The organism is Bradyrhizobium sp. Bra78 (genome assembly GCF_024519855.1).
In the GTDB taxonomy this organism is placed as follows: domain Bacteria; phylum Pseudomonadota; class Alphaproteobacteria; order Rhizobiales; family Xanthobacteraceae; genus Bradyrhizobium; species Bradyrhizobium japonicum_G.
Genome location: NZ_JALJRE010000018.1, coordinates 1 through 20,660 on the forward strand (window position 1 = coordinate 1; position 20,660 = coordinate 20,660).

Annotated in this window: 17 protein-coding genes; 5 read left to right on the plus strand and 12 right to left on the minus strand. The window is 64.8% G+C overall.

The genetic code is table 11. The annotated features are described in order from the left end of the window. Positions 1-142: 142 nt before the first annotated feature. The 8 genes from gyrB to rpsT form a co-directional block, all read right to left on the minus strand. On the minus strand, positions 143-2,578 hold the full coding sequence (gene gyrB / locus OC450_RS30460) for a DNA topoisomerase (ATP-hydrolyzing) subunit B (protein WP_211383936.1): 2,436 nt from the start codon (positions 2,576-2,578) through the stop codon (positions 143-145). 353 nt (positions 2,579-2,931) lie between these two features. Then, positions 2,932-5,115, minus strand: a complete 2,184-nt coding sequence (locus tag OC450_RS30465) for a hypothetical protein (RefSeq protein WP_262049244.1) — start codon at positions 5,113-5,115, stop codon at positions 2,932-2,934. Between the two features lie 107 nt (positions 5,116-5,222). Then, positions 5,223-5,966, minus strand: coding sequence for a hypothetical protein (locus tag OC450_RS30470; protein WP_262049245.1), 744 nt, complete (start codon positions 5,964-5,966; stop codon positions 5,223-5,225). Between the two features lie 121 nt (positions 5,967-6,087). Continuing rightward, positions 6,088-7,224, minus strand: coding sequence for a DNA replication/repair protein RecF (recF, locus tag OC450_RS30475; protein WP_262049246.1), 1,137 nt, complete (start codon positions 7,222-7,224; stop codon positions 6,088-6,090). 87 nt (positions 7,225-7,311) lie between these two features. Then, a complete protein-coding gene (locus OC450_RS30480) occupies positions 7,312-7,677 on the minus strand; it encodes an endonuclease domain-containing protein (RefSeq protein ID WP_211383940.1) in 366 nt (121 codons plus the stop codon). Positions 7,678-7,807: 130 nt separating this feature from the next. Then, positions 7,808-8,926, minus strand: a complete 1,119-nt coding sequence (dnaN, locus tag OC450_RS30485) for a DNA polymerase III subunit beta (RefSeq protein ID WP_211383941.1) — start codon at positions 8,924-8,926, stop codon at positions 7,808-7,810. 285 nt (positions 8,927-9,211) lie between these two features. Beyond that, positions 9,212-10,624, minus strand: coding sequence for a chromosomal replication initiator protein DnaA (gene dnaA, locus OC450_RS30490; protein ID WP_249129102.1), 1,413 nt, complete (start codon positions 10,622-10,624; stop codon positions 9,212-9,214). Positions 10,625-11,883: 1,259 nt separating this feature from the next. Beyond that, the gene (gene rpsT, locus OC450_RS30495; RefSeq protein ID WP_211383943.1) at positions 11,884-12,150 is read right to left on the minus strand and encodes a 30S ribosomal protein S20; all 267 of its coding nucleotides are present in this window, start codon (positions 12,148-12,150) and stop codon (positions 11,884-11,886) included. Positions 12,151-12,552: 402 nt separating this feature from the next. On the opposite strand from rpsT, the gene OC450_RS30500 reads away from it, so the two are divergent. The 3 genes from OC450_RS30500 to OC450_RS30510 all read left to right on the plus strand — a co-directional run bounded on the left by OC450_RS30500 (position 12,553) and on the right by OC450_RS30510 (position 14,724). Then, the gene (locus OC450_RS30500) at positions 12,553-12,870 is read left to right on the plus strand and encodes a hypothetical protein (protein ID WP_211383944.1); all 318 of its coding nucleotides are present in this window, start codon (positions 12,553-12,555) and stop codon (positions 12,868-12,870) included. 188 nt (positions 12,871-13,058) lie between these two features. Further along, a complete protein-coding gene (msrA, locus tag OC450_RS30505) occupies positions 13,059-13,715 on the plus strand; it encodes a peptide-methionine (S)-S-oxide reductase MsrA (RefSeq protein ID WP_211383945.1) in 657 nt (218 codons plus the stop codon). Positions 13,716-13,977: 262 nt separating this feature from the next. Next, positions 13,978-14,724, plus strand: coding sequence for a polysaccharide biosynthesis/export family protein (locus OC450_RS30510; protein WP_211383946.1), 747 nt, complete (start codon positions 13,978-13,980; stop codon positions 14,722-14,724). Between the two features lies 1 nt (position 14,725). On the opposite strand, the gene OC450_RS30515 is transcribed toward OC450_RS30510, so the two are convergent. The 4 genes from OC450_RS30515 to OC450_RS30530 form a co-directional block, all read right to left on the minus strand. Next, complete coding sequence (locus tag OC450_RS30515; RefSeq protein WP_211383947.1) at positions 14,726-15,208, minus strand: hypothetical protein; 483 nt, start codon at positions 15,206-15,208, stop codon at positions 14,726-14,728. 177 nt (positions 15,209-15,385) lie between these two features. After that, positions 15,386-16,057: a dienelactone hydrolase family protein gene (locus OC450_RS30520; RefSeq protein ID WP_211383948.1), complete on the minus strand. Its 672-nt coding sequence runs from the start codon at positions 16,055-16,057 to the stop codon at positions 15,386-15,388. A gap of 177 nt (positions 16,058-16,234) precedes the next feature. Further along, the gene (locus OC450_RS30525) at positions 16,235-16,570 is read right to left on the minus strand and encodes a hypothetical protein (protein WP_256808539.1); all 336 of its coding nucleotides are present in this window, start codon (positions 16,568-16,570) and stop codon (positions 16,235-16,237) included. Next, positions 16,567-17,373 carry an alpha/beta fold hydrolase gene (locus OC450_RS30530; RefSeq protein WP_262049247.1) on the minus strand — a complete coding sequence of 269 codons (807 nt, stop codon included), beginning with the start codon at positions 17,371-17,373 and terminating at the stop codon, positions 16,567-16,569. Before OC450_RS30530 ends, OC450_RS30525 begins: the two co-directional genes overlap by 4 nt. Positions 17,374-17,754: 381 nt before the next feature. On the opposite strand from OC450_RS30530, the gene OC450_RS30535 reads away from it, so the two are divergent. Next, positions 17,755-18,246: a (2Fe-2S)-binding protein gene (locus OC450_RS30535; RefSeq protein ID WP_027514647.1), complete on the plus strand. Its 492-nt coding sequence runs from the start codon at positions 17,755-17,757 to the stop codon at positions 18,244-18,246. Then, positions 18,243-20,525, plus strand: coding sequence for a xanthine dehydrogenase family protein molybdopterin-binding subunit (locus tag OC450_RS30540; protein WP_211383951.1), 2,283 nt, complete (start codon positions 18,243-18,245; stop codon positions 20,523-20,525). The genes OC450_RS30535 and OC450_RS30540 overlap by 4 nt, the downstream gene beginning before the upstream one ends. The last annotated feature ends 135 nt before the right edge of the window (positions 20,526-20,660 follow it).

Consider the following 20,660-nt stretch of genomic DNA (forward strand, 5'->3'; position numbering starts at 1 on the left):
GCCCGCCAAAGCGGGCGTCTCGAACCATGCAGGCCGAGGTCTTTCGGAAACCTCCCGCTGTCATATCCGATAGCCCTGCCCGCAAGCGGGAGAGGTTGCGGCGAGCGCTTGGCTAGCAGATCAAACGCAAAGCCAACCGGCCTCAGATATCGATCGTTGCGCTCAGCGAGTGTTCCTGGATGAAGTCGCGGCGCGGTTCGACCACGTCGCCCATCAGCTTGGTGAAGATGTCGTCGGCCTCGTCGACCTCCTTGACCTTCACCTGGAGCAGCGAACGCGCATTGATATCCAGCGTCGTCTCCCAGAGCTGTTCCGGGTTCATCTCGCCCAGCCCTTTGTAGCGCTGCAGCGTGACGCCCTTGCGGCCGGCGTCGGTGACGGCTTCGAACAGGTCGACCGGCCCGTAGACCATGTGCTCGACGTCCTTGCGCCGCAGCTTGCCGGGCCGGGCATAAACGTCCTGGAGCTTCACCGTGTACTCGTCGAGCTTGCGGGCTTCGACCGAGCCCAGGAAGGCATCGTCGATCACAGCGGCTTCCTTGACGCCGCGCACCGTGCGCTCGAACTGGAAACCCTGGCCTTCGACGTACTGGCCGACCCAGCCGCGTTCGACCTCGTCAGCGAGCGTGTCGAGGCGGGCGGCGATGTATTGCGCGGCTGCGGCGGCTTTCTCCGGGTCGCCATAGATCGCCTTGTTCAGCACGCCCGTGATGGCGGCCTGCTCGATCACCTTGCGATTGTAGCGGGTGTGCAGGCTGCGCAGGATGCCGCGGACGGCGCGGGCGTCGTCGATCAGCGAACGCAGATCGCGGCCGGTGCGATCGCCGCCGGTGCCCGGAATGTAGACGCAGTCGTCGAGCCCGGTGTCGATCAGATAATCTTCCAGCGCCCGCTCGTCCTTCAGATACTGCTCCGACTTGCCGCGGTTGACCTTATACAGCGGCGGCTGGGCGATATAGAGATAGCCGCCGTCGATGATGTCGCGCATCTGCCGGTAGAAGAAGGTGAGCAGCAGCGTGCGGATGTGGGCGCCGTCGACGTCGGCGTCCGTCATCACGATGATCTTGTGATAGCGCAGCTTCTCGATCGAGAACTCGTCGCTGATGCCGGTGCCGAGCGCGGTGATCAGCGTGCCGATCTGCTCGCTGCCCAGCATCTTGTCGGGGCGGACGCGCTCCACGTTGAGGATCTTGCCGCGCAGCGGCAGCACCGCCTGGAATTCGCGGTTGCGGCCCTGCTTGGCGCTGCCACCTGCCGAGTCACCCTCGACGATGAAGAGCTCGGATTTCGCCGGGTCCTTTTCCTGGCAGTCGGCGAGCTTGCCGGGCAGCGAGGACACCGAGAGGGGGCTCTTGCGGGTCAGTTCGCGCGCCTTTCGCGCGGCTTCGCGGGCGGCAGCGGCCTGGATCACCTTGCCGACGATCATCTTGGCTTCGCTCGGATGCTCCTCGAACCAGGCCTGGAGCGCTTCGTTGAGCACGTTCTCGACCACGGGCCGCACTTCCGAGGACACCAGCTTGTCCTTGGTCTGCGACGAGAATTTCGGATCGGGCACCTTCACCGAAAGCACGGCGGTGAGGCCTTCGCGGCAATCGTCGCCGGTCAGCGCGATCTTTTCCTTCTTCGCATTGCCCTCGGCATAGCCGTTGACCTGGCGCGTCAGCGCGCCGCGGAAGCCGGCCAGATGCGTGCCGCCGTCGCGCTGCGGGATGTTGTTGGTGAAGCACAGCACGTTCTCGTGGTAGCTGTCGTTCCACCACAGCGCGGCCTCGACGCCGATGCCGTTGGCTTCCGCGCGCACCATGATCGGTGCCGGCACGATCGCCTTCTTGTTGCGGTCGAGATATTTGACGAATTCCTCGACGCCGCCGGAATAGTGCATCTCCTCGCGCTTCTCGACCGCGTGACGCATGTCCGAGAGCGCGATGTTGACGCCGGAATTGAGGAAGGCGAGCTCGCGCAGCCGGTGCTCGAGCGTCGCGAAATCATATTCGATGTTCTTGAAGGTTTCGGTCGAGGCCTGAAACGTCACCTCGGTGCCGCGCCTGCCGGGCGCATCGCCGACGACCACGAGCGGTGCGACCGCATCGCCATGGGCGAACTCGATGTAGTGCTCCTTGTTGTCGCGCCAGATGCGCAGGCCGAGCTTGCTCGACAGCGCGTTGACGACGGAGACGCCGACGCCGTGCAGACCGCCGGAGACCTTGTAGGAATTCTGGTCGAACTTACCGCCGGCATGGAGCTGGGTCATGATGACCTCGGCCGCCGAGATGCCTTCGCCCTTGTGGATGTCGACGGGAATGCCGCGGCCGTCGTCGCGCACGGTGACGGAATTGTCGGCATTGAGGATCACGTCGACGCGCGTGGCGTGGCCCGCAAGCGCCTCGTCGATCGCGTTGTCGACGACCTCGTAGACCATGTGGTGCAGGCCCGAGCCGTCGTCGGTGTCGCCGATATACATGCCCGGGCGCTTGCGGACGGCGTCGAGACCCTTGAGCACGCGGATCGATTCCGCCCCGTAATCGCTTGGATTTGAGGGCTCGTTTTCGGCAGGCGTCTGCCGAGCAGGTTCTGTCATGAGAGGCCTTCGAAATGTCGCCCGAATCAGCCGCGCAAAAGGCGCTGATTTGCAGGCTATTTGTGCCATGAAAGACAGCTTGCGCCTAGCGCAAAGTATCTCCCGGCAACCCTTTGATGAAATAGGGATTTTTAGCCGGTTTTCAAGGCTCGCGAAGGCTGATTCTGGGGCTCGCAAAAAGCGCGATTCGGAGGGGTTTTTGAGGCCTCGCAAAGGCGGGGCTTTTGCGGGCCTGGGAGGTGTGTTCCGAGGTGCCGTTAGAGCATTGGTCCTGGGTAAAGTTGGTCGGCCTGCGGGCTCGCCGCAACCTCTCCCGCAAGCGGGAGAGGGAGCGCACCTGCTACATAGCAGCCTCAATACATCTGCAGCGGCAGCACGTCGCCGTTCGGCCCCACCAGAAGGCCCCAGGCGTCGCCGGCGGCCACGGTCAGGGTTTCGCTGCGGGCAGGGCGTCCAGGCACGCGCAGGGCGTACTGGTACTTGCCAGGCGGCAGATCGAGCATCGGGCCTTTCGGCGATTGCGGGCCGCCGGCGCCGGCTGCGATCTTCACGGTCTGCTTGTTGATCGTCAGCGACGCTTCCTTCGGCCCCATGTTGCCGAGCATCACCCGGGCCTGTCCCGCCTTGGGCATGATGTCGGCCTTGGCTGCGGCCTGCGGATTCCGTTGCACCAGGCTGACCGTGGTCTCGTCCCTGGCGCGGCCAAGCTTCAGCATGGCCGGTCCGTCCGGCGAGGTGAACGCCAACTCCGCCCGGTCGGCCGTAACGGTCGCGCCGTCGGTCTTTTCCTGCCAGCCGCGCTTGGTCAGCTCCGTGCGATAGAAGGCGAGGACATCCGAGAGTTCGGCAGGAATGCTGGCCTCGAGCTCCTTGCGGAACGACTGGTCGCTGCCGGGGAATTTCGTCGAGCTGATCCCGCTCGAACTGCGCTGCGTCGGCACGGGCAGCGCGCCATCGGGATCTGCCTTCAGCGGCTCGGTCGATTTGGCCTGCACCGTCTTGGATTCCGTCGGTTTGGATTGTGCCGATTTGGTCTCGGCCGGCTTCGCCGCAGCCACGACCAGGCCGGAGCCGGTGGCGCTGACATTCACCTTCGGACCCATCTGCATCACGGTCATCGAGATCGACTTGCCGGACTTGGAGAATTCCAACACCGCCATGTTGGGTTGGTTGATGACGGAGGGCTGCTCCTTCCAGCCCGCGTTCTTCAGCGATGCGCGGTAGAAGGCGCCGAGCGCCTTCACGCTCGAATTGGAGGAGAATTCGAGCCGGCCGTCGCCGCCCTCGAACTTCACGCCCTCGGCGGTTTCGGGCAGCGGCACCGGCGTCTTGCTGTCGGCGAGCGCATTGAGCGGCGTGTCGGACAGCGCGGCGGCCTGCACCTTGCGCCTCGCTTCGTCGGCGGCGATGAGTTGCTTGGCCGCACCTAGCGCATCACCAAGAAACTTCTGATCGGCTTCCTTCTTCGCCCTGGCGCGGGCGGCCAGCGCCGACTCCTTCACCTGCACGTTCAGGCTGATCATGGTGAAATCATACTTGCGGCCGAGCCGGAGCACGCCGGTTTCCTCGGCATTGGAGACCTTGATCGCGACCTCGTCGCCGGGCGCGAGCGGCGCGCTGCCGTCTTCCTGCCAGCCGCGCGCGGCGAGCTCGCGATGATAGAAGGCGAGCACGGCCGGCAGCTCGGCCATAGCGGCCGCTGACATCTCACGCTTGTTGGAATCGGCACTGCCGAGGCTCCTCGCCGTCTTGGTCGGGTTCGGCCGCGGCAAGCCGGCAAGATCGTCGTCGGCCTTGAGCTCGCTCGGCAAGGCGAAGGGCGCGACCCGGATATCGACATTGGTGCGGCCATCGTCGCGGCGCGTCAGCGTCAGCATGACCGGCTTCTGCTGGTAGAAGCCGGTGTCCTTGCTGTCCGGGTGCACGTAGAACGCACGCAGGCCGTTGGGAACGGTCTCGTCCAGGCTGGTCGCCCAGCGTGCGGCCGTTTCCGGCGTGAGCTTCTGCCAGCCGATCGCAGCCATCTCGTTGCTGTAGAAATTCGACGTCGCATCGAGCGCGCTGGACGCAATGCAGCCGAGATAGGGCCTTGTGCCATCGAACATGATGTCGCTCGCGCCGTCGGGAAACGGCACGTTCGAATAGATGCGGTCGGTCGAGTAGTGGACCATTGACTGGTCGGGCCGGCCGAGGGCTTGGGTGAGATAGACCGAAAGGCCCTGCCGCCCCTTTTTGAAGTTCAGCGTGGTGCTCTTCTCCTCCAGCGGCCGTACATAAGGCACCCAGCCTTCGCCGCTGAGGAGTTTTTTCACCGCCGGCGATGTCACGGCTTCCGGCGTCGGCATCCGATATTCGACGCGGTAGGGATCGGGGCGCGAGGTGTCTTCCACCGCGCCCTCGAGCTGCGGCAGCGCGTGGACGTCGACGATACCTGCATCGGCGGCGGCCGCGATCGAGCAACTCGCCATCAGGAAGAGGCCGCACGCAAGCAGCCGCCAGCGTACCGGGACTTGCGTCCCGCGCGGGATCGTCGACATTGTCAAGACTCCTGGATTTCGCGCGGTCTTCATCCCTCGCGCAATTGCAGGCTGCGACACCGTCGGCGCGGCCTCAGACGACTAGTCGCGGCAGGAACCCGTGAGGTTCAATACAGCAGGAGCGGCGACCATGCCTCTCCGTCGCGCCCGACCGTGAGCTCCCAGGTATCGCCGGCCGTGAAGCTGAGGATCTGCGTGGTGGCTGGATGGCCCGGCACGTTCACCTCGTAGGAATATTTGCCGGGCCGCAGATCCAGCGACATCGCGCGGGCGCCGGCGGCGTGCTTGATGGTGCGGTCGTTGATCGTGAGCGTGGCGTCCGTATCGCTGATATTGGAGAACACCAGCATCGCATGGCCGGGCTCGGGCATGACGTTCGCATCGGTCGCAACGGATGCGTTCTTCTGCACGAGGTTGACCCTGGTGCTGCTGTCCTTGCGGTCGAGCGCGAGCATGCCGGGTCCGAGCGGCGAGGCGAAGGCGAGCTGGACGTGATCGGCGGAGACCACCGCGCCATCGTGCTGCTCCTGCCAGCCGAGCTTGCCGAGCTCGGTGCGGTAGAAGGCGAGGACGTCGCCGAGTTCGGCGGGCACGGTCGCCTCCAGCCTGGTACGGAGCGGCGTTTCAACGCCCCTGACGACGGTGGTGTGAATTCCCCGGTAGCTGTAACGGGTCGGCGCGGGCAGCTTGGTATCGGGATCCGGCGTCAGCTCGGCCGAGAACAGCGGCGACAGACGCGGCACCCAGGCGCCGGCGCTTGCTGCGATCATGCAGATCGCGAGCAGGACAAGGCCGCACGCAAACGCCTGCCATCGTCCCGAGGCCCGAGCCCCGGTCCTTGCCGTCCGCATCTCACGCTCCAGGGGTATCGCGCGTGATGTCATCGCGCGATGGCAAAATGGGCTGCGACACCGTCGGCGCGGCCTCAGACAGCTAGTCGCCGACGCAACCGCGTGGGTTCAATGCGGCGGCTCACGGGCGTGCGCTGACCTGTCCGCTCTCGACGTCAAACACCTCGCCGCCGGCGCCAATCTCGGCGAAGGCGGCCGGGTCCGCGCCGGTCAGCCAGACCTGCGCGCCGAGCTTGCGCAGCTCGTCGAACAGCGCCGCGCGCCGGTTCGGATCGAGATGGGCGACGATCTCGTCGAGCAGCAGCAGCGGCACGATGCCGGTCATCTCGGCGACCAGCGTCGCATGCGCCAGCACCAGCCCGATCAGCAGCGCCTTCTGCTCGCCGGTCGAGGCGTCGCGTGCCGGCATGCCTTTCGGCGCATAGATCACCTGCAGATCGGTGAGATGCGGACCATCCGTGGTGCGGCCGGCGATGGCGTCGCGCGGGCGGTTGTCGCGCAGGATCTGCCGGTAGCGGTCCTCGACCGACGTTGCGGTCTCGCTCAGCAGCGCATTCTCCATCCAGCCGTCGAGCGCGATCTGCGCCGAGGGAAAGGCCGAGGCCTGCGCGCGCGCATTCAGCATGCCGGTGAGCCGCGCCGCGGTCTGGCCGCGGGTTGCGGCGACGGCGACCGCAAGCTCCGCGGTCTCGCGCTCGATCGCGTCGCACCAATGGTCGTCGTAATTGCGCGTCTCGAGCAGGCGGTTGCGCGAGCGCAGCGAGCGTTCGAGCGCGGAGATGCGGCTGGAATGCTCGCTGTCGATTGCCAGCACCAGGCGGTCGAAGAAGCGCCGCCGCTCGGAGGCCGCGCCCATGAACAGCCCGTCCATCGCCGGCGTCAGCCACACCATGCGGATATGGTCGCCGAAGGCCGTGGCGGAATTGACCGGCTCGCGGTCGATGCGGCAGCGCCGGCTCACGGAGCTGTCGGCGCGCGGCGCATCGATGCCGGTGCCGAGTGTGGCGAGCCCCAGCGCGCCCTCGACCTGGGCCGAGACCGCCCAGGAGCCGTCGCCCTGGTTGTCGGCGACGTCTTCCAGCGTGGCGCGCCGCAAGCCGCGTCCCGGCGACAGGAACGAGATCGCCTCGATGCAATTGGTCTTGCCTGCCCCGTTCGGCCCGACCAGCGCCACCATGTCAGCCGCCGTCGCGAGCCCCGCCGCCCGATAATTGCGAAAATGCGTCAGCGTCAGGCGATGAATGCGGGAAGGGGTCATGTTGGAACAGTGGCACGCTCTGCTCACCCTCTCCCCTTGTGGGAGAGGGTGGCGCCTCACGAAGTGAGGCGACGGGTGAGGGGTATCTTACCGCCCGGCAAGCTTTGCAAGGAGATCCTCCAATACAGAAGCTGGCTGCTGCAGCACGTCATTGTTCCAGTAACGCGCTATCGAGAAACCTTCCGCCGAGAGAGCCGCATCACGCGCTGCATCGGTTCGTGATACTGCGTGCTGACCGCCGTCGATCTCGATCACAAGGCGTTTCTCGAAGCAGACGAAGTCGAGAATGTAGCTTTTGAACGGAACCTGTCGGCGAAGCTTGAAGGCGGACAATCGACGATCCCTGAGCAGGCGCCACATCGCGGCCTCTGCATCCGTCGGCTCGTGCCGCATGTTCTTCGCGAATTGGCGGAGACGCTTGGGGACCGGCCGATGGGATGGTTCCTGCGGCACTAACCCCTCACCCGACTGAGTGTGTATCCGCCAGCGGAGTAGCCCTCTCCCACAAGGGGAGAGGGCGCAGCAACGTGCATCGCGCTAGGCTCTGAAAGAAGGGCCTGTCGGCGAGGGAGGAGCACCTCCCTCACACCCGCATCGGCATCAGCACGTACAACGCGCTCTTGTCGTCGCGGTCCTGCACCAGCGTCGGCGAGCCGGGATCGGCGAGCCTCAGGGTTGCAACGTCGCCTTCGATCTGGGCGGCGATGTCGAGCAGGTAGCGCGAGTTGAAGCCGATATCGAGGGCGTCGGAGGCGTATTCGACCTCGAGCTCTTCTGTCGCGCTGCCGGAATCCGGATTGGTCACCGACAGCACCAGCTTGCCCGGCGACAGCGACAGTTTCACCGCGCGCCCGCGCTCGCTCGAGATCGTCGAGACGCGATCGACCGCGTTCTCGAAATCCTTCTTGTCGACGACGAGCTCCTTGTCGTTGCCCTGCGGGATGACGCGGCCATAATCGGGGAAGGTGCCGTCGATCAGCTTCGAGGTCAGCACCACGTTGCCGATGGTGAAGCGGATCTTGGCCTGCGACAGCTCGATTGTCATCTCGGCGTCGGCGTCCTCGATCAGGCGCTGCACCTCGCCGACGGTCTTGCGCGGCACGATCACGCCGGGCATGCCGTCGGCGCCCTTGGGCTGCACCAGGTCGAGCTGGGCGAGGCGGTGGCCGTCGGTGGCGACGCCGCGCAGGGTTGCGGCCTTCGCGGAGCCTGCGGCATGCAGATAGATGCCGTTGAGATAATAGCGCGTCTCCTCGGTGGAGATCGCGAACTGGGTGCGGTCGATCAGCCGCTTGACGTCCTTGGCGGCGAGCGAGAACGAGTGCGACATGTCGCCGGCGGCCAGATCCGGGAAATCGTTCTCCGGCAGGGTCTGCAGCGTGAAGCGCGAGCGGCCGGCGCGGATCGCCAGCACGGCGCGGTCGCCGTCGGCCTCCAGCACGATCTGCGACCCGTCCGGCAGCTTGCGCACGATGTCGTAGAACATGTGCGCCGGCACGGTGGTGGAGCCCGCGGTCGCGGTTTCCGCGGGCAGCGTTTCCGTCACCTCGAGGTCGAGGTCGGTCGCCTTCAGCGACAATTTCGCATTCTCGGCCCGGACCAGCACGTTGCCGAGGATCGGAATCGTGTTGCGGCGCTCGACCACGCGGTGGACATGGCCCAGCGACTTCAGGAGTTGCGCGCGTTCGACCGTAACCTTCATTGCACTACTCGCCCGATCCCCAAGGAAACCAAATCTGGAAAAGCCGGGCGGCGGGACGCGCGCCACGGCACCGAAGACCCCGGAAAGCCGGATCATCCAGCCGATATGACCAAAGCCGTCAGGGTCGCGCAAGGTGGCGCGGATGGCCCCCGGATTCAAGGGATTGCGAGGTAGTTCCCCACGATTTACAGGCAAAAACGAGGGCCCGCCGCCCAGGCAAGACGAAGACCGCCGCCCCGGCATGGCCGAGGCGGCGGCAGGTTGGAAGGGGCAGGGCCTAGGCGTTTATTCCTGAAGCTGGCGCTTGAGCGATTCGACCTCGTCCGATAGCGCCGTGTCCTTGGACACCAGGGCCTCGATCTTGCGCACCGCGTGCAATACCGTGGTGTGGTCGCGCCCGCCGAAGCGGCGGCCGATTTCCGGCAGCGAGCGCAAGGTCAGCGTCTTGGCGAGGTACATCGCCACCTGGCGCGGACGGACCACGTTGGCGGTCCGGCGCGAGGACAGGAGGTCGGAGCGGCTGACATTATACTGCCGCGCCACCACGCGCTGAATGTCCTCGATCTTGATCCGCTTGGGTTCCTGCGGCCGGATCAGGTCGCGCACTTCGTGCTCCGCCATCTCCAGCGTCACCGGCCGGTTGTTGAGTTTCGAGTGCGCGAGCAGACGGTTGATCGCGCCTTCGAGATCCCTGCCGTTATGGGTTATGGCGCGGGCCAGATAGGTCAGCACCTCCTCGGGCACCTCGAAAGTCGCATGATGGGCGCGGGCGGCGGCGACGCGCGACTTGAGAATGCCGTGCCGCAACTCCTCGCCGAGCGAGCCCATCTCGACCACGAGGCCGCCGGCCAGCCGCGAGCGCACGCGGTCATCGAGGCTTTCGAGATCGGACGGCGGCCGGTCGGCTGCGATCACGACCTGGCGGCCGGCGTCGATCAGCGCGTTCAGCGTGTGACAGAATTCGGCCTGGGTCGACTTGCCCTGCAGGAACTGGAGATCGTCGATCACGAGCACGTCGATGCCGCGCAGCGCTTCCTTGAAGGCGAGCGCCGTCTGCGTCTTCAGCGCGGCGACGAAGCCGTACATGAACTTTTCAGCCGTGAGATACAGCACCTTGCGCTCGTTGCCGGAATTACCGGCCCAGGTCACAGCCTGCAGCAGATGCGTCTTGCCGAGGCCGACACCGGCATGGATGTAGAGCGGGTTGAACATCACGGGGTCGCCTCTGCGACCTTCCGCGACCTGGCGCGCCGCCGCATGCGCCAGCGTGTTGGAGCGGCCGACGACGAAGCTTGCGAAGGTCAGGCGCGGATCGAGCGGCGAGCCGCCGAGCGCATCGTGATTGGCCGAGACCGGCGCGGTCGCGGTCGAGCGCAGCTCCGGCGCAGGCGTGCGGCGTGTTTCGACCGGCGCGGGCGCTTCCTTCTGCTGAACGACCGGACGCACGGCCGAGCGAACGGTGAGATCGATGCGATGCACTTCCGGCATCTCGGCCTGCCAGCACGACAACACGCGCTCGGCATAATGGGCCTGGATCCAGCTCTTCAGGAAGCGGGTCGGCACCGACAGACGCACGCTCTCGTCCTGCACGCCTTCCAGATCCATCCGCGCAAACCAGCTGGTGTAGACGTCCTCGCCGACGTTCGAGCGCAGCCGACTCTTCACGCGCGACCAGCGATCCTGTTCCGGTGTTGTCATCATGTGAGAACTTTTCTTGAGAGATAAGGTTGCGTGGTGAGCGCCATGCAGAGTTCCTGCCATCAGGGTTTCTGCCATGGCGCGACCTCAAGCGATTTCACCTGCAGACATGGCTCGACCGTTCGGCGGAAACGCCGCGTCCGATCAGCAATGTCAGAGATGGAGGGGTCGCGAGGTCAGCGCGTACTCGGCGCTCCGTTGCACGCGGGAGGCTTGATGTCCGACGAATCTAAAACGGCATAGTTGAAAGTCGAGGTGTGTTTCAATACCGCGTTGAGTCCGTAAGACATGATACCTCCCCGTCCTGCCGTGATTGCTCACGACAAGGTCCTGCGTGTCTAAACGGCAACCGCGTCGTACTCCTGCCGCGGATGCCTGCCCGTGTCCTAGTCGTCCGCTCGGCTTCGCCATCATGCCTGTCGAGGCAGCTTTCACGACGTCTCTCATATGCGAGCGAAAAAATCCCGCTTGGAGACATTCAGACAAAGAGCTACCGTTCCCACATTGCTGTGGGTTTTGAACCGACAATCGCTTGTTGAAGCGTCGCCTACGTGCACACCGCCGCCGATTTGCACGCTCGCCCCGTTTTCCGATACCGCGCTGGTCTCAAGATCGTGGGCGCCGCTGACGTCTTAAGGAATACACTATGCGGAAAGACTCGCAACGGAATTGATTCACACTTTAGGCATCAAAAAACTTGACCTCGGTTAACGCCGCGCGCGACTTGTGCACAGGCTCCAGAGCAAGTTTTTGGATTCGTGCACAGAATCGAAGATGCCGCGCCTCATGTGACAATTCTCGGTCACCGCCAAAAAATTTTTACAAAAGCGTCACGCGCGCGACGCGCGGGCGAATTTTCCAAACGCTTGAGGTCACTATGTCGATAAGTGATTAGCGAGACATCGTTTTTTGAGTCTCGTTTCACAGGGTAACTCCAGCGGTAGATTCGATCCGGTGAATCTACGGTGTGCAGAACTCGCAGGCACGCGAATTCAACTTGAGCCCGCCTCGCAGGGACTTTTTGCACCGCGGTGGAAGTTTCCACTGTTGCAAAATCACCCGCAGGTAAAACTACGGACCGCATCATGGTGCGACGATGGAGGTCTTCCAGTCGAAGATCGGTCGTCGCGTGACGGCTTGCTTGTTCATGGCAGGCAACAAAAAAGCCCGGCGCGATGCCGGGCTGTTTGACGCGTGCGATGTGCGATCTGATCGCCCGATCGAACTCGACCGGACGGTCTGTCGGATCGCCTGCCGGATTACTTGGCGAGCTTGGCGATCTGCGCGGTGAGCCGCGAGACTTTGCGGCTGGCATTGTTCTTGTGAATGATGTTGCGCTGGGCGGCGCGCATCAGAGCCGGTTCGGCATTCGCCAGCGCCTGCACGGCAGCGGCGCGATCGCCGGTCGCGATGGCTTCTTCGACGTTTCGCACGGCGCCGCGCATCTGGGTGCGGCGCGACTTGTTGACGGCGGTGCGGCGGGCGATCTTGCGCGTCGCTTTCTTGGCGGAAGTGGTATTGGCCATGGTCTCAATATCCTTTGCGGGTACCGGTCGCGTCTTGGTCGGGTAGCGCCGGCTTGCTTGACCGCGTAATCGACGCTCGGATTTAGGGTGTTCGGTTGCTGGCTGTTCCCGGAACATGAGCGACGGCCTTGCGGCTGTCTCTGAGGCCCAAAGAGCCTGTAAGCTCAAGGAGCCTTCAACTGCTCAAAGAACAGCGGCGGCAGGATTGCGCCCGCCGCCAGTTGGCGCCCTTATAGAGAGGGTCTTTGGCACCGTCAACGCTTTCCCGGACCGGAAAACCGGCCCCATGCGGCCCGAATGGGTGCCGTAACGCCCTGAAGTGGTTGAATTTCTGCCGTCTCCCTTGTATTGGCTGGCGGCGTTCAGGGGGTCGTCCGATCGGACGACCATATAAGGTGAGGCATGATCCGCGGCTTTTTCCGACTGATTGGGCTGTTGCTGCTCGCCGGCGGGTTCATCTTCATGGTCTATGACGGCGCCCGCTGGGTCGCCGACCAGACCCTCAAGTTCACCCGCTTCGGCCAGTTCTGGAACGACATCAATCAGGCCAGCCAGACGGCGTTCCGGACCTGGGTCGAGGCCAAGGCGCCGTGGCTCTGGACCTCGGTGATCCGCCTGGTGCTGGATCAACCGGTGTTCGCCGTCCTCGGCATTTCGGGCATCCTCCTGATGATCCTGTTCCGCCCGCGCAAGCCGCTGATCGGCTATTCCCGGGATTGAACTTTCAATTCCCGGGATTGAGGGCTTTCAATTCCCGCGATTGAGCCTCGCGCTGGCGGCCGCGTAACAAGGCTGCCCCTTGCTGCGTAGATGCCTATATTCCCAACTGATCGCGAGCACGCCGCCTGAGCACTCGACCTCTCGAGCTGGCCCAGGCGACGGACAGCTCGTTTCCAGGAGATCCGTCCATGCTGTTCACGCGCAAGACCACCGCATTGCCGAGCGCCAAGGAAGCGCTGCCGGGCCGTGCGCAAGCCATTCCGACCGCGACCACCCATTTCGTCAACGGTGCCAAGCTCGCGCCGCCTTATCCCGCGGGCCTCGAACAGGCGGTGTTCGGGCTCGGCTGCTTCTGGGGCGCAGAGCGCAAGTTCTGGGAGCTCGGCGAGGGCGTCTACGCCACCGCCGTCGGCTATGCCGGCGGCCACACGCCGAACCCGACCTATGAGGAGACCTGCTCGGGCCGCACCGGCCACACCGAAGTGGTGCTGGTCGTGTTCGATCCGAAGAAGATCTCCTACGAGAAATTGTTGAAGACGTTCTGGGAGAGCCACAACCCGACGCAGGGCATGCGTCAGGGCAACGACGTCGGCACGCAATACCGAAGCGCGATCTACACCTATTCAGGCGCGCAGAAGACAGCGGCCGACCAATCGAAGGCGCTCTATCAGAAGGCGCTCGCCGCAAAGGGTCTCGGGGCCATCACCACCGAGATCGCACCGGCCGGCGAGTTCTATTTCGCCGAGGATTATCATCAGCAATATCTGGCGAAGAATCCCGCCGGCTATTGCGGCCTCGGCGGCACCGGCGTGTCCTGCCCGATCGGCGTGGGTGTGAGCGCGTAAGCGTAAACGTTGAAGCGGTGATGTGCTTACCCTCCCCTGGAGGGAGAGGGTCGGCTCACATTGAGCGCAGCGAAGATGTGAGACGGGGTTGGGTGAAGATCTCTCCACGTCCACACTGCCCGAACGGAGAGATCACCCCACCCCGCTCGCGCTTCGCGCGATCGACCCTCCCCCTCCAGGGGAGGGTTGAAGCCCCGCTCAACGCTTTATTAACCATAACCGGTGCATCAGTGGAGCTGTCTCGTTTCGAGGGATAGGTCCGGTGCCAGTTGCACGCGCGTTTCGATGGTCGATCTCGGCAGCGTCCTTGGTAGCGTTCGCCGCGCTTGCGCTTGGCGGCTGCATGCAGACCGCCGGTCCCGTCGCGGTGATGCAGCCGCGCGCCGATCTCGACTCCATGGCCTATGGCCAGCCCTACGGCACGCCGCAGCCGGTCGTCGTCGCCGATGGCGGCGGCGCCATCGGCGCGCTGCGCACGTCCTTTGCCTCTTCGCCCGCGGCCATGCCGGTCGGCTATGCCGCACCGATGGCGGCGCCGGTCCGCTACGACGCCTCCTACCATCTCGACGCCGGCGACAAGCTGCGCGTCGTGGTGTACGGCCAGGAAGGCCTCACCAACAGCTACGCCATCGACGCCGGCGGCTCCATCACCATGCCGCTGATCGGCGGAGTGCCCGCACGCGGTCGCACTCCGGCAGGACTCGCCGGTGAAATCGCCGCGCGGCTGCGCAACGGCTATATCCGCGAGCCCTCGGTCGCCGTCGAGGTCGAATCCTATCGGCCGTTCTTCATCCTCGGCGAAGTCTCCGCGCCCGGACAATATCCCTACGTGCCGAACATGACGGTCGAAAGCGCGGTCGCGATTGCCGGCGGCTTCTCGCCGCGCGCCAAGCGCGACGTGGTCACCGTCACCCACACCGAAGCCGGCGGCTCGATGCGCGCCGTGGTTCCGCTCGGCACGCCATTGGCACCGGGCGACACCGTGTTCGTCGGCGAGCGCTGGTTCTAGCTCACCGCCTGAAATCCAGTCGCCCGTTCGGGAAACATCCATCGATCCTGACGGCATCGACCACGAGCCCGACCCATGGCCGCATGATGGCCGGGTTGGTCAGGTTGATATATTTCCCGACGAGACGATCCGCGCCCTGGCGGGCCGCATCGATCAGCCCGTGCCGGCGGCCATGGTCCCAGTCGAAGCGAAGATAGATGCGCTCGCCTGCGACCCGCACCTCCGCGCGCCCCACTTTCCACTGCTCCGGCGTATCGCCGGCAATGGTCGGATCGGCGCCGCCATTCCAGCGGCTCGCCCAGACCCCCTCGAGCTGATCGGAGGACGTCGGCATCGATGCCCAATGCGCCGCGTTGCCGTCGGCGGCATCGCCGGCGAGCATGGCGATGGAGGCATAGTCCATGACCTCACGATCGTTCGGCTCGGGCACGTCCATAGTGCCGAACGGATTGCGGATGACGACGTTCGTATTGGCCTGTTGCATGGTGATCTCCCGGCGATAGAGCTGGCTTGATCAGCCAGCTCTATCGCCGCGCGCCATGATGCAGCCACCCGTTTCCTGCTTGAGGTGTCATTGCCGGGCTCGACCCGGCAATCCATCGACCTGACGAAAAAGCTTCGCTTGATGGATGCGCGGGTCAAGCCCGCGCATGACGGGCGGCTATTTCAAATGCTTGGCGAAAAACGCCATGCTGCGCGGCCAGGCGATGTCGGCGCTGGCCTTGTCGTAGCTCGCCCGCTCGTCGCAATGGAAGCCGTGCTGCGCGCCAGGATAGATGAAGACCTCCACGTCGGGCCGCTTCGCCTTGACGGTCTCGACGTCGGTCAGGGGAATGCCGGCATCCTTCTCGCCGAAATGCAGCTGCGTCGGCACTTTCGGCGTCTCGTCGGCAAAGCGCACGACGGCGCCGCCATAGTAACCGATCGCGGCCTTCAGGCCCGACAGCCGCGTCGCCGCGACGAAGGCGATGCTACCGCCCAGGCAGAAGCCGATGATGCCGACCGGCCCGACGCTCCTCACAGCATCGATTGCTGCCTGCGTATCGCGCAGCATCGCGGCCCAGTCCGGATTGGCGACGAACTTGCGCGCTTCCGCGATCTCGTCGGGCGAATAGCCCGACTGGAAGTTCGGGGACGTCCGGTCGAAGATCGACGGCGCGATCGCGGCATAGCCTTCACCGGCGAGGCGGTCGCAGACCGAGCGGATGTGATGATTGACGCCGAAAATCTCCTGAATCACCACCACCGCGCCCTTAGGCGTGCCTGAGGGATCAGCGCGATAGGCGCCGAGCTGAAAATTGTCGGAGGCCGTCAGCTTGATGTCTTGTCCCACGCGGGTTGTCCTTCTTGGTTATTACGAACTCTAGTCTCTCCCCTCATCCTGAGGAACGCGCCCTTCGCGCGCGTCTCGAAGGATGAAAGGCCCGTGACGCTTCAGCGGGGCCTTCATCCTGCGAGACGCCTGCTTCGCAAGCTCCTCGGGATGAGGGGAGGCAGTCGCGCGCGCACCTCACTCCCACATCCAGTTCTCGCCGTAATCTTCCTTCCATCCCGCCAGCCGTCCATGACGGAACTGCAGGAACAGGCGGTGACGGTAGGGGATCAGTCCGCTGCCACCGATGTTGCGAAGGGCGAGATAGATCTCGTTGCCGGGGCGTCCCCGCACGTATTGCAGGGGTTGCCCGAGCGCGCGTGCGGTCTCTCCGGCATCCATGCCGAAGGCGAGCGGCGTGTTGTTCGACAGGGTCGCGACGAAAGGCAGGCGGGGCGGTGGCCCGCCGAATGGCTCGGCCTGCGCGGATAACGATAGCAACACCGCGCCCGCAGCCAACATCGCTCGCTTCATGGCCTCGCGTCCTCGTCCAGCCGTCCTGGGCCTGCAAGTTCTTCAGGCAAGTTCTTCAGGAAAGCCAGCACGGCGTCAACAAAAGCCTGTGGCTGATCGATGTTGACGGCGTGTCCGGCCGCGGGGATCACGACTTTTTGTGCGCCGGGAATTTTTGCCGCCATGTAATCGGACGCGGCGAGGAACGGCGTGTCGTCGGCGCCGACCACGATCAGCGACGGCACGTTGATGTCGGGCAACGATTCGATCACGCGCGCATCGCGCTGGGTCAGCATGCCGCGCGCGGCGAGCGCCAATCCCCTGGCGTTGCGGTGGCTCGCGGTGGCGCGCTCGCGCGTCGCCGATTTGAGCACGTCGAGACCTTCGCGATCGAGCCTGTCGGCGGTGCCGAACGCCCGGGCGTTCCAGGCCTCGCGCGCGTCGTCCTTCTTGAAGCCGGGACCGGTGTCGATGATCAGCAATGCGCAGGCGGCTTGCGGATGTGCGCGATGGAAAGCGAGCGACATGTAGCCGCCGAGCGAGAGCCCGCCGATGATGGCGCGTTCAGTCCCCGTCGCATCGAGGATCGCAGCCATGTCGCCGACGGTGAACGCTTCGCTGTAAGCGCCGGGATCGTCCGGATAATCCGACTGGCCGTGGCCGCGCATGTCCCACAGGATCAGCCTGTGGTCCTTCGCAAGCGCATCGACCTGTCCATGCCACATCGCCGAGGTCGAGGAGTAGCCGTGGGTGAGCAGCAGCGGCGCCCCTTCGCCATGAACCTCGTAGTAGATTCCGACGCCGTCCCGTTCGATCCTTGGCATTGCTTCCGCCCTTTCTCGCTTCTTGTTCATTGCAGCCGCGACCACGCTGCGCCCTCTCCCACGAGGGACATCCAATTCGGCGATTAGCTCAAACTCGCTTCGTCATACCCTAGCCTGCCAAGTTACCTGGAAGAAACCGCCAATGCCGCGATAGCTTGCATGCCTGACGCGCACTCTGTTGCGTTCAGGCGCTGCATCGGCGCCGTTGTCGCGACGCACAACGCGCAAACGCCGGCTTTGCTTCGATCGATTCCAAATTGCATTTGCCTCGGCACGCGAACCCGATCATTCTTGCGTCAAGGCTGGCGCCGGCCCGGTGGGCGTCCGCCATTTCAAGTTGCCGCCGTAAGCGGCTTCATGCACCGGCAGGGGAAGACGCCTATGCCAACTCTCACCATCAACGGGCGGAGTATGTCCGTGGATGCGGCGAACGACACGCCGCTCCTCTGGGCGATCCGCGAGCAATTGCAGATGACCGGCACCAAGTTCGGCTGCGGTGCCGGCCTGTGCGGTGCCTGCACCGTGCACGTCAACGGCGAAGCGGTGCGCTCGTGCCAGACCATGGTCGGCGATGTCGCCGGCAAGAAGATCACCACGATCGAAGGCCTTGCCGCCAAGGGCGATCATCCCTTGCAGAAGGCGTGGATCGCCGAACAGGTTCCGCAGTGCGGCTACTGCCAGTCCGGGCAGATCATGCAGGCGGCCTCGCTGCTCGCGAAGAATCCCAATCCGACCAAGGAAGAGGTCGTGGCGCACATGGACGGCAATCTCTGCCGTTGCATGACCTATTCGCGGATCCAGAAGGCGATCATGCGGGCTGCCACCGAGATGCGCACCGCGTCCGCCTCCGGCAACGAACGGAGGCCCACATGAATAAGCACATCAAGGCCGTCACACCCGAGACGACCGATCTCAGCCGCCGCTCGTTCCTCGTCGGCACCGCCGCGACCGGCCTCGTGCTCGGCTATGCCGGCGTGCCCGGCATCGGTGAGGCGCTCGCTGCGCCGTCGACCTTCGAGCCGAGCGTCTGGTACGCGATCGCGCCCGATGGTCTGGTCACCGTGACTTGCGGCAAGGCCGATATGGGCCAGCACATCGCCTCCACCATGGCGCAGATCGTGGCCGAAGAGCTGGGCGCGAAGTGGAGCGACATGCGGGTCAACCTCGCCTCCAACGATCCAAAATTCAACGACCCCGTGCTGGGGGCGCAGATCACCGGCGGAAGCTGGTCGACCATGATGAACTTCGAAGCCATGAGCCGCGCCGGTGCGGCCGGTCGCATGGCGCTGACGGAAGGGGCGGCAGCTTCCATGGGCGTGCCTGCTTCGGAGCTCGTGGTACGCGATTCCGTGATCTCGCATCCGAAGTCGAAGAAGCAGATGTCGTTCGCCGATGTCGTCAAGAGCGGCAAGGCGACAAAAACCTTCACGCCGGACGAGCTCAAGGCGATCAAGCTGAAGACACCGGATCAGTACACCATGATAGGCGTGTCGGTGCCGCAGCTCGACATTCCCTCCAAGACCAACGGCACGGCCAAGTACGGCATCGACGTGATGCTGCCGGGCATGGCCTATGGCGCGGTGGTGACACCGCCGGTGCGCTTCGGCGCCACGGTCAAATCGGTCGACGACTCGGCTGCGAAGAAGGTGCCGGGCTTCATCAAGGCCGTCACCCTCGACGACAAGACCGGAACGACCTCGGGCTGGGTCGTCGCGGTCGCCGCCACCTATGCCAACGCCAAGAAGGCGGCGCAGGCGCTCAAGATCGCCTATGACGGCGGTCCGAATGCGAAGGTCTCGAGCCAGTCGCTGCTCGACGAGGCGATGCGGCTTCAGAAGCAGGAGGATTCCGGGCAATTCTTCGTCAAGGACGGCGATCCCGCAGCTGCCTTCGGCTCGGCGGCCAAGGTGCTGGAGGCGGAGTACACCACCAGCATCAACATCCACGCGCCGATGGAGCCGATGAACGCCACCGCGGAGTTCAAGGGCGACATCCTGCACATCTATTCCGGCAACCAGTTCGCGACGCGCTCCGGTGCGATCGCGGCGGGGGCCGCCGGAATCGATCCGAAGTTCGTCGTCATGCACCAGATGTGGCTCGGCGGCGGCTTTGGCCGCAGGCTCGATGCCGACATGATGGTGCCGGCGGTGCAGGCGGCGAAGGCCATCGGCAAGCCGGTGAAGGTGATCTATACGCGCGAGAACGACATGACGATGGATTTCTCGCGTCCGCTCACCTACCAGAAAGTGAAGGCCGGCGTGGACGGCGACGGCAAGCTCGTCGCGCTCAGCCACGACGTGGTCTCGGCCTGGCCGACCGAGCGCTGGGGAATCCCCGATTTCCTGACGCCCTCGGTCGACAAGAAGGGCCCGCTTGACAGCTTCACGGTGAACGGCGCCGATTTCTTCTACACGGTGCCGAACCATCATGTGCGCGCGATCAAGAACGAGCTCGCGCACAACGCCACGCCGTCCGGCCAGCTCCGCTCGGTGGCGCCGGGCTGGACCTTCTGGGCGGTCGAAAGCATGATCGACGAGATCGCGGCCGCCACCGGCAAGGATCCGGCGCAGTTCCGCATCGCGCTGCTCGACGGCAAGGGCAAGAACGACGGCGGCGCGCAGCGGCTGCGCAACACGCTGCTCGCCGCGATGGGGCTGTCCGGCTACGGCACGAGGCAACTGCCGAAAGGCGAGGGGATGGGCGTCGCCTGCGTGTCGTCGCAGGAACGCGCAACCGCGAGCTGGACGGCCTGTGTCGCCCACGTCGCGGTGGCGCCGTCGGGCGAGGTGACCGTGAAGAAGCTCACGGTCGCAACCGACGTCGGCACCCAGGTGCATCCCGACAACATCCGCGCCCAGGTCGAGGGCGCGGCGCTGTGGGGCCTGTCGCTGGCGATGTACGAGAAGGCGACGCTCAAGGACGGTGGCATCGAGCAGACCAATTTCGATAGCTACACGCCCTTGCGCATGAGCCAGATGCCCGAGGTCGCGGTCGCCGTGATCGCCAATGGCGAGAAGGCCACCGGCGTCGGCGAGCCCGCGGTGACGGTGGTGGCTCCCGCCATCGGCAACGCCATCTTCAACGCCTCCGGAGCCCGGGTCCGGGCCCTGCCGATCACGGCCGAGGCCGTGAAGGGTGCGATGAAGGCGTAAGGCGGGCCTGCAATTTTGTAACGCGAGATGATCCGCCGGGGGGCACCTCCCGGCGGATTTTTCGTGAAAGGAAACCCCAGTCATTCCAAGGAGAAGGCTACTGTGCATGGGGTTGTTTTCCGTCATTTTCGATGG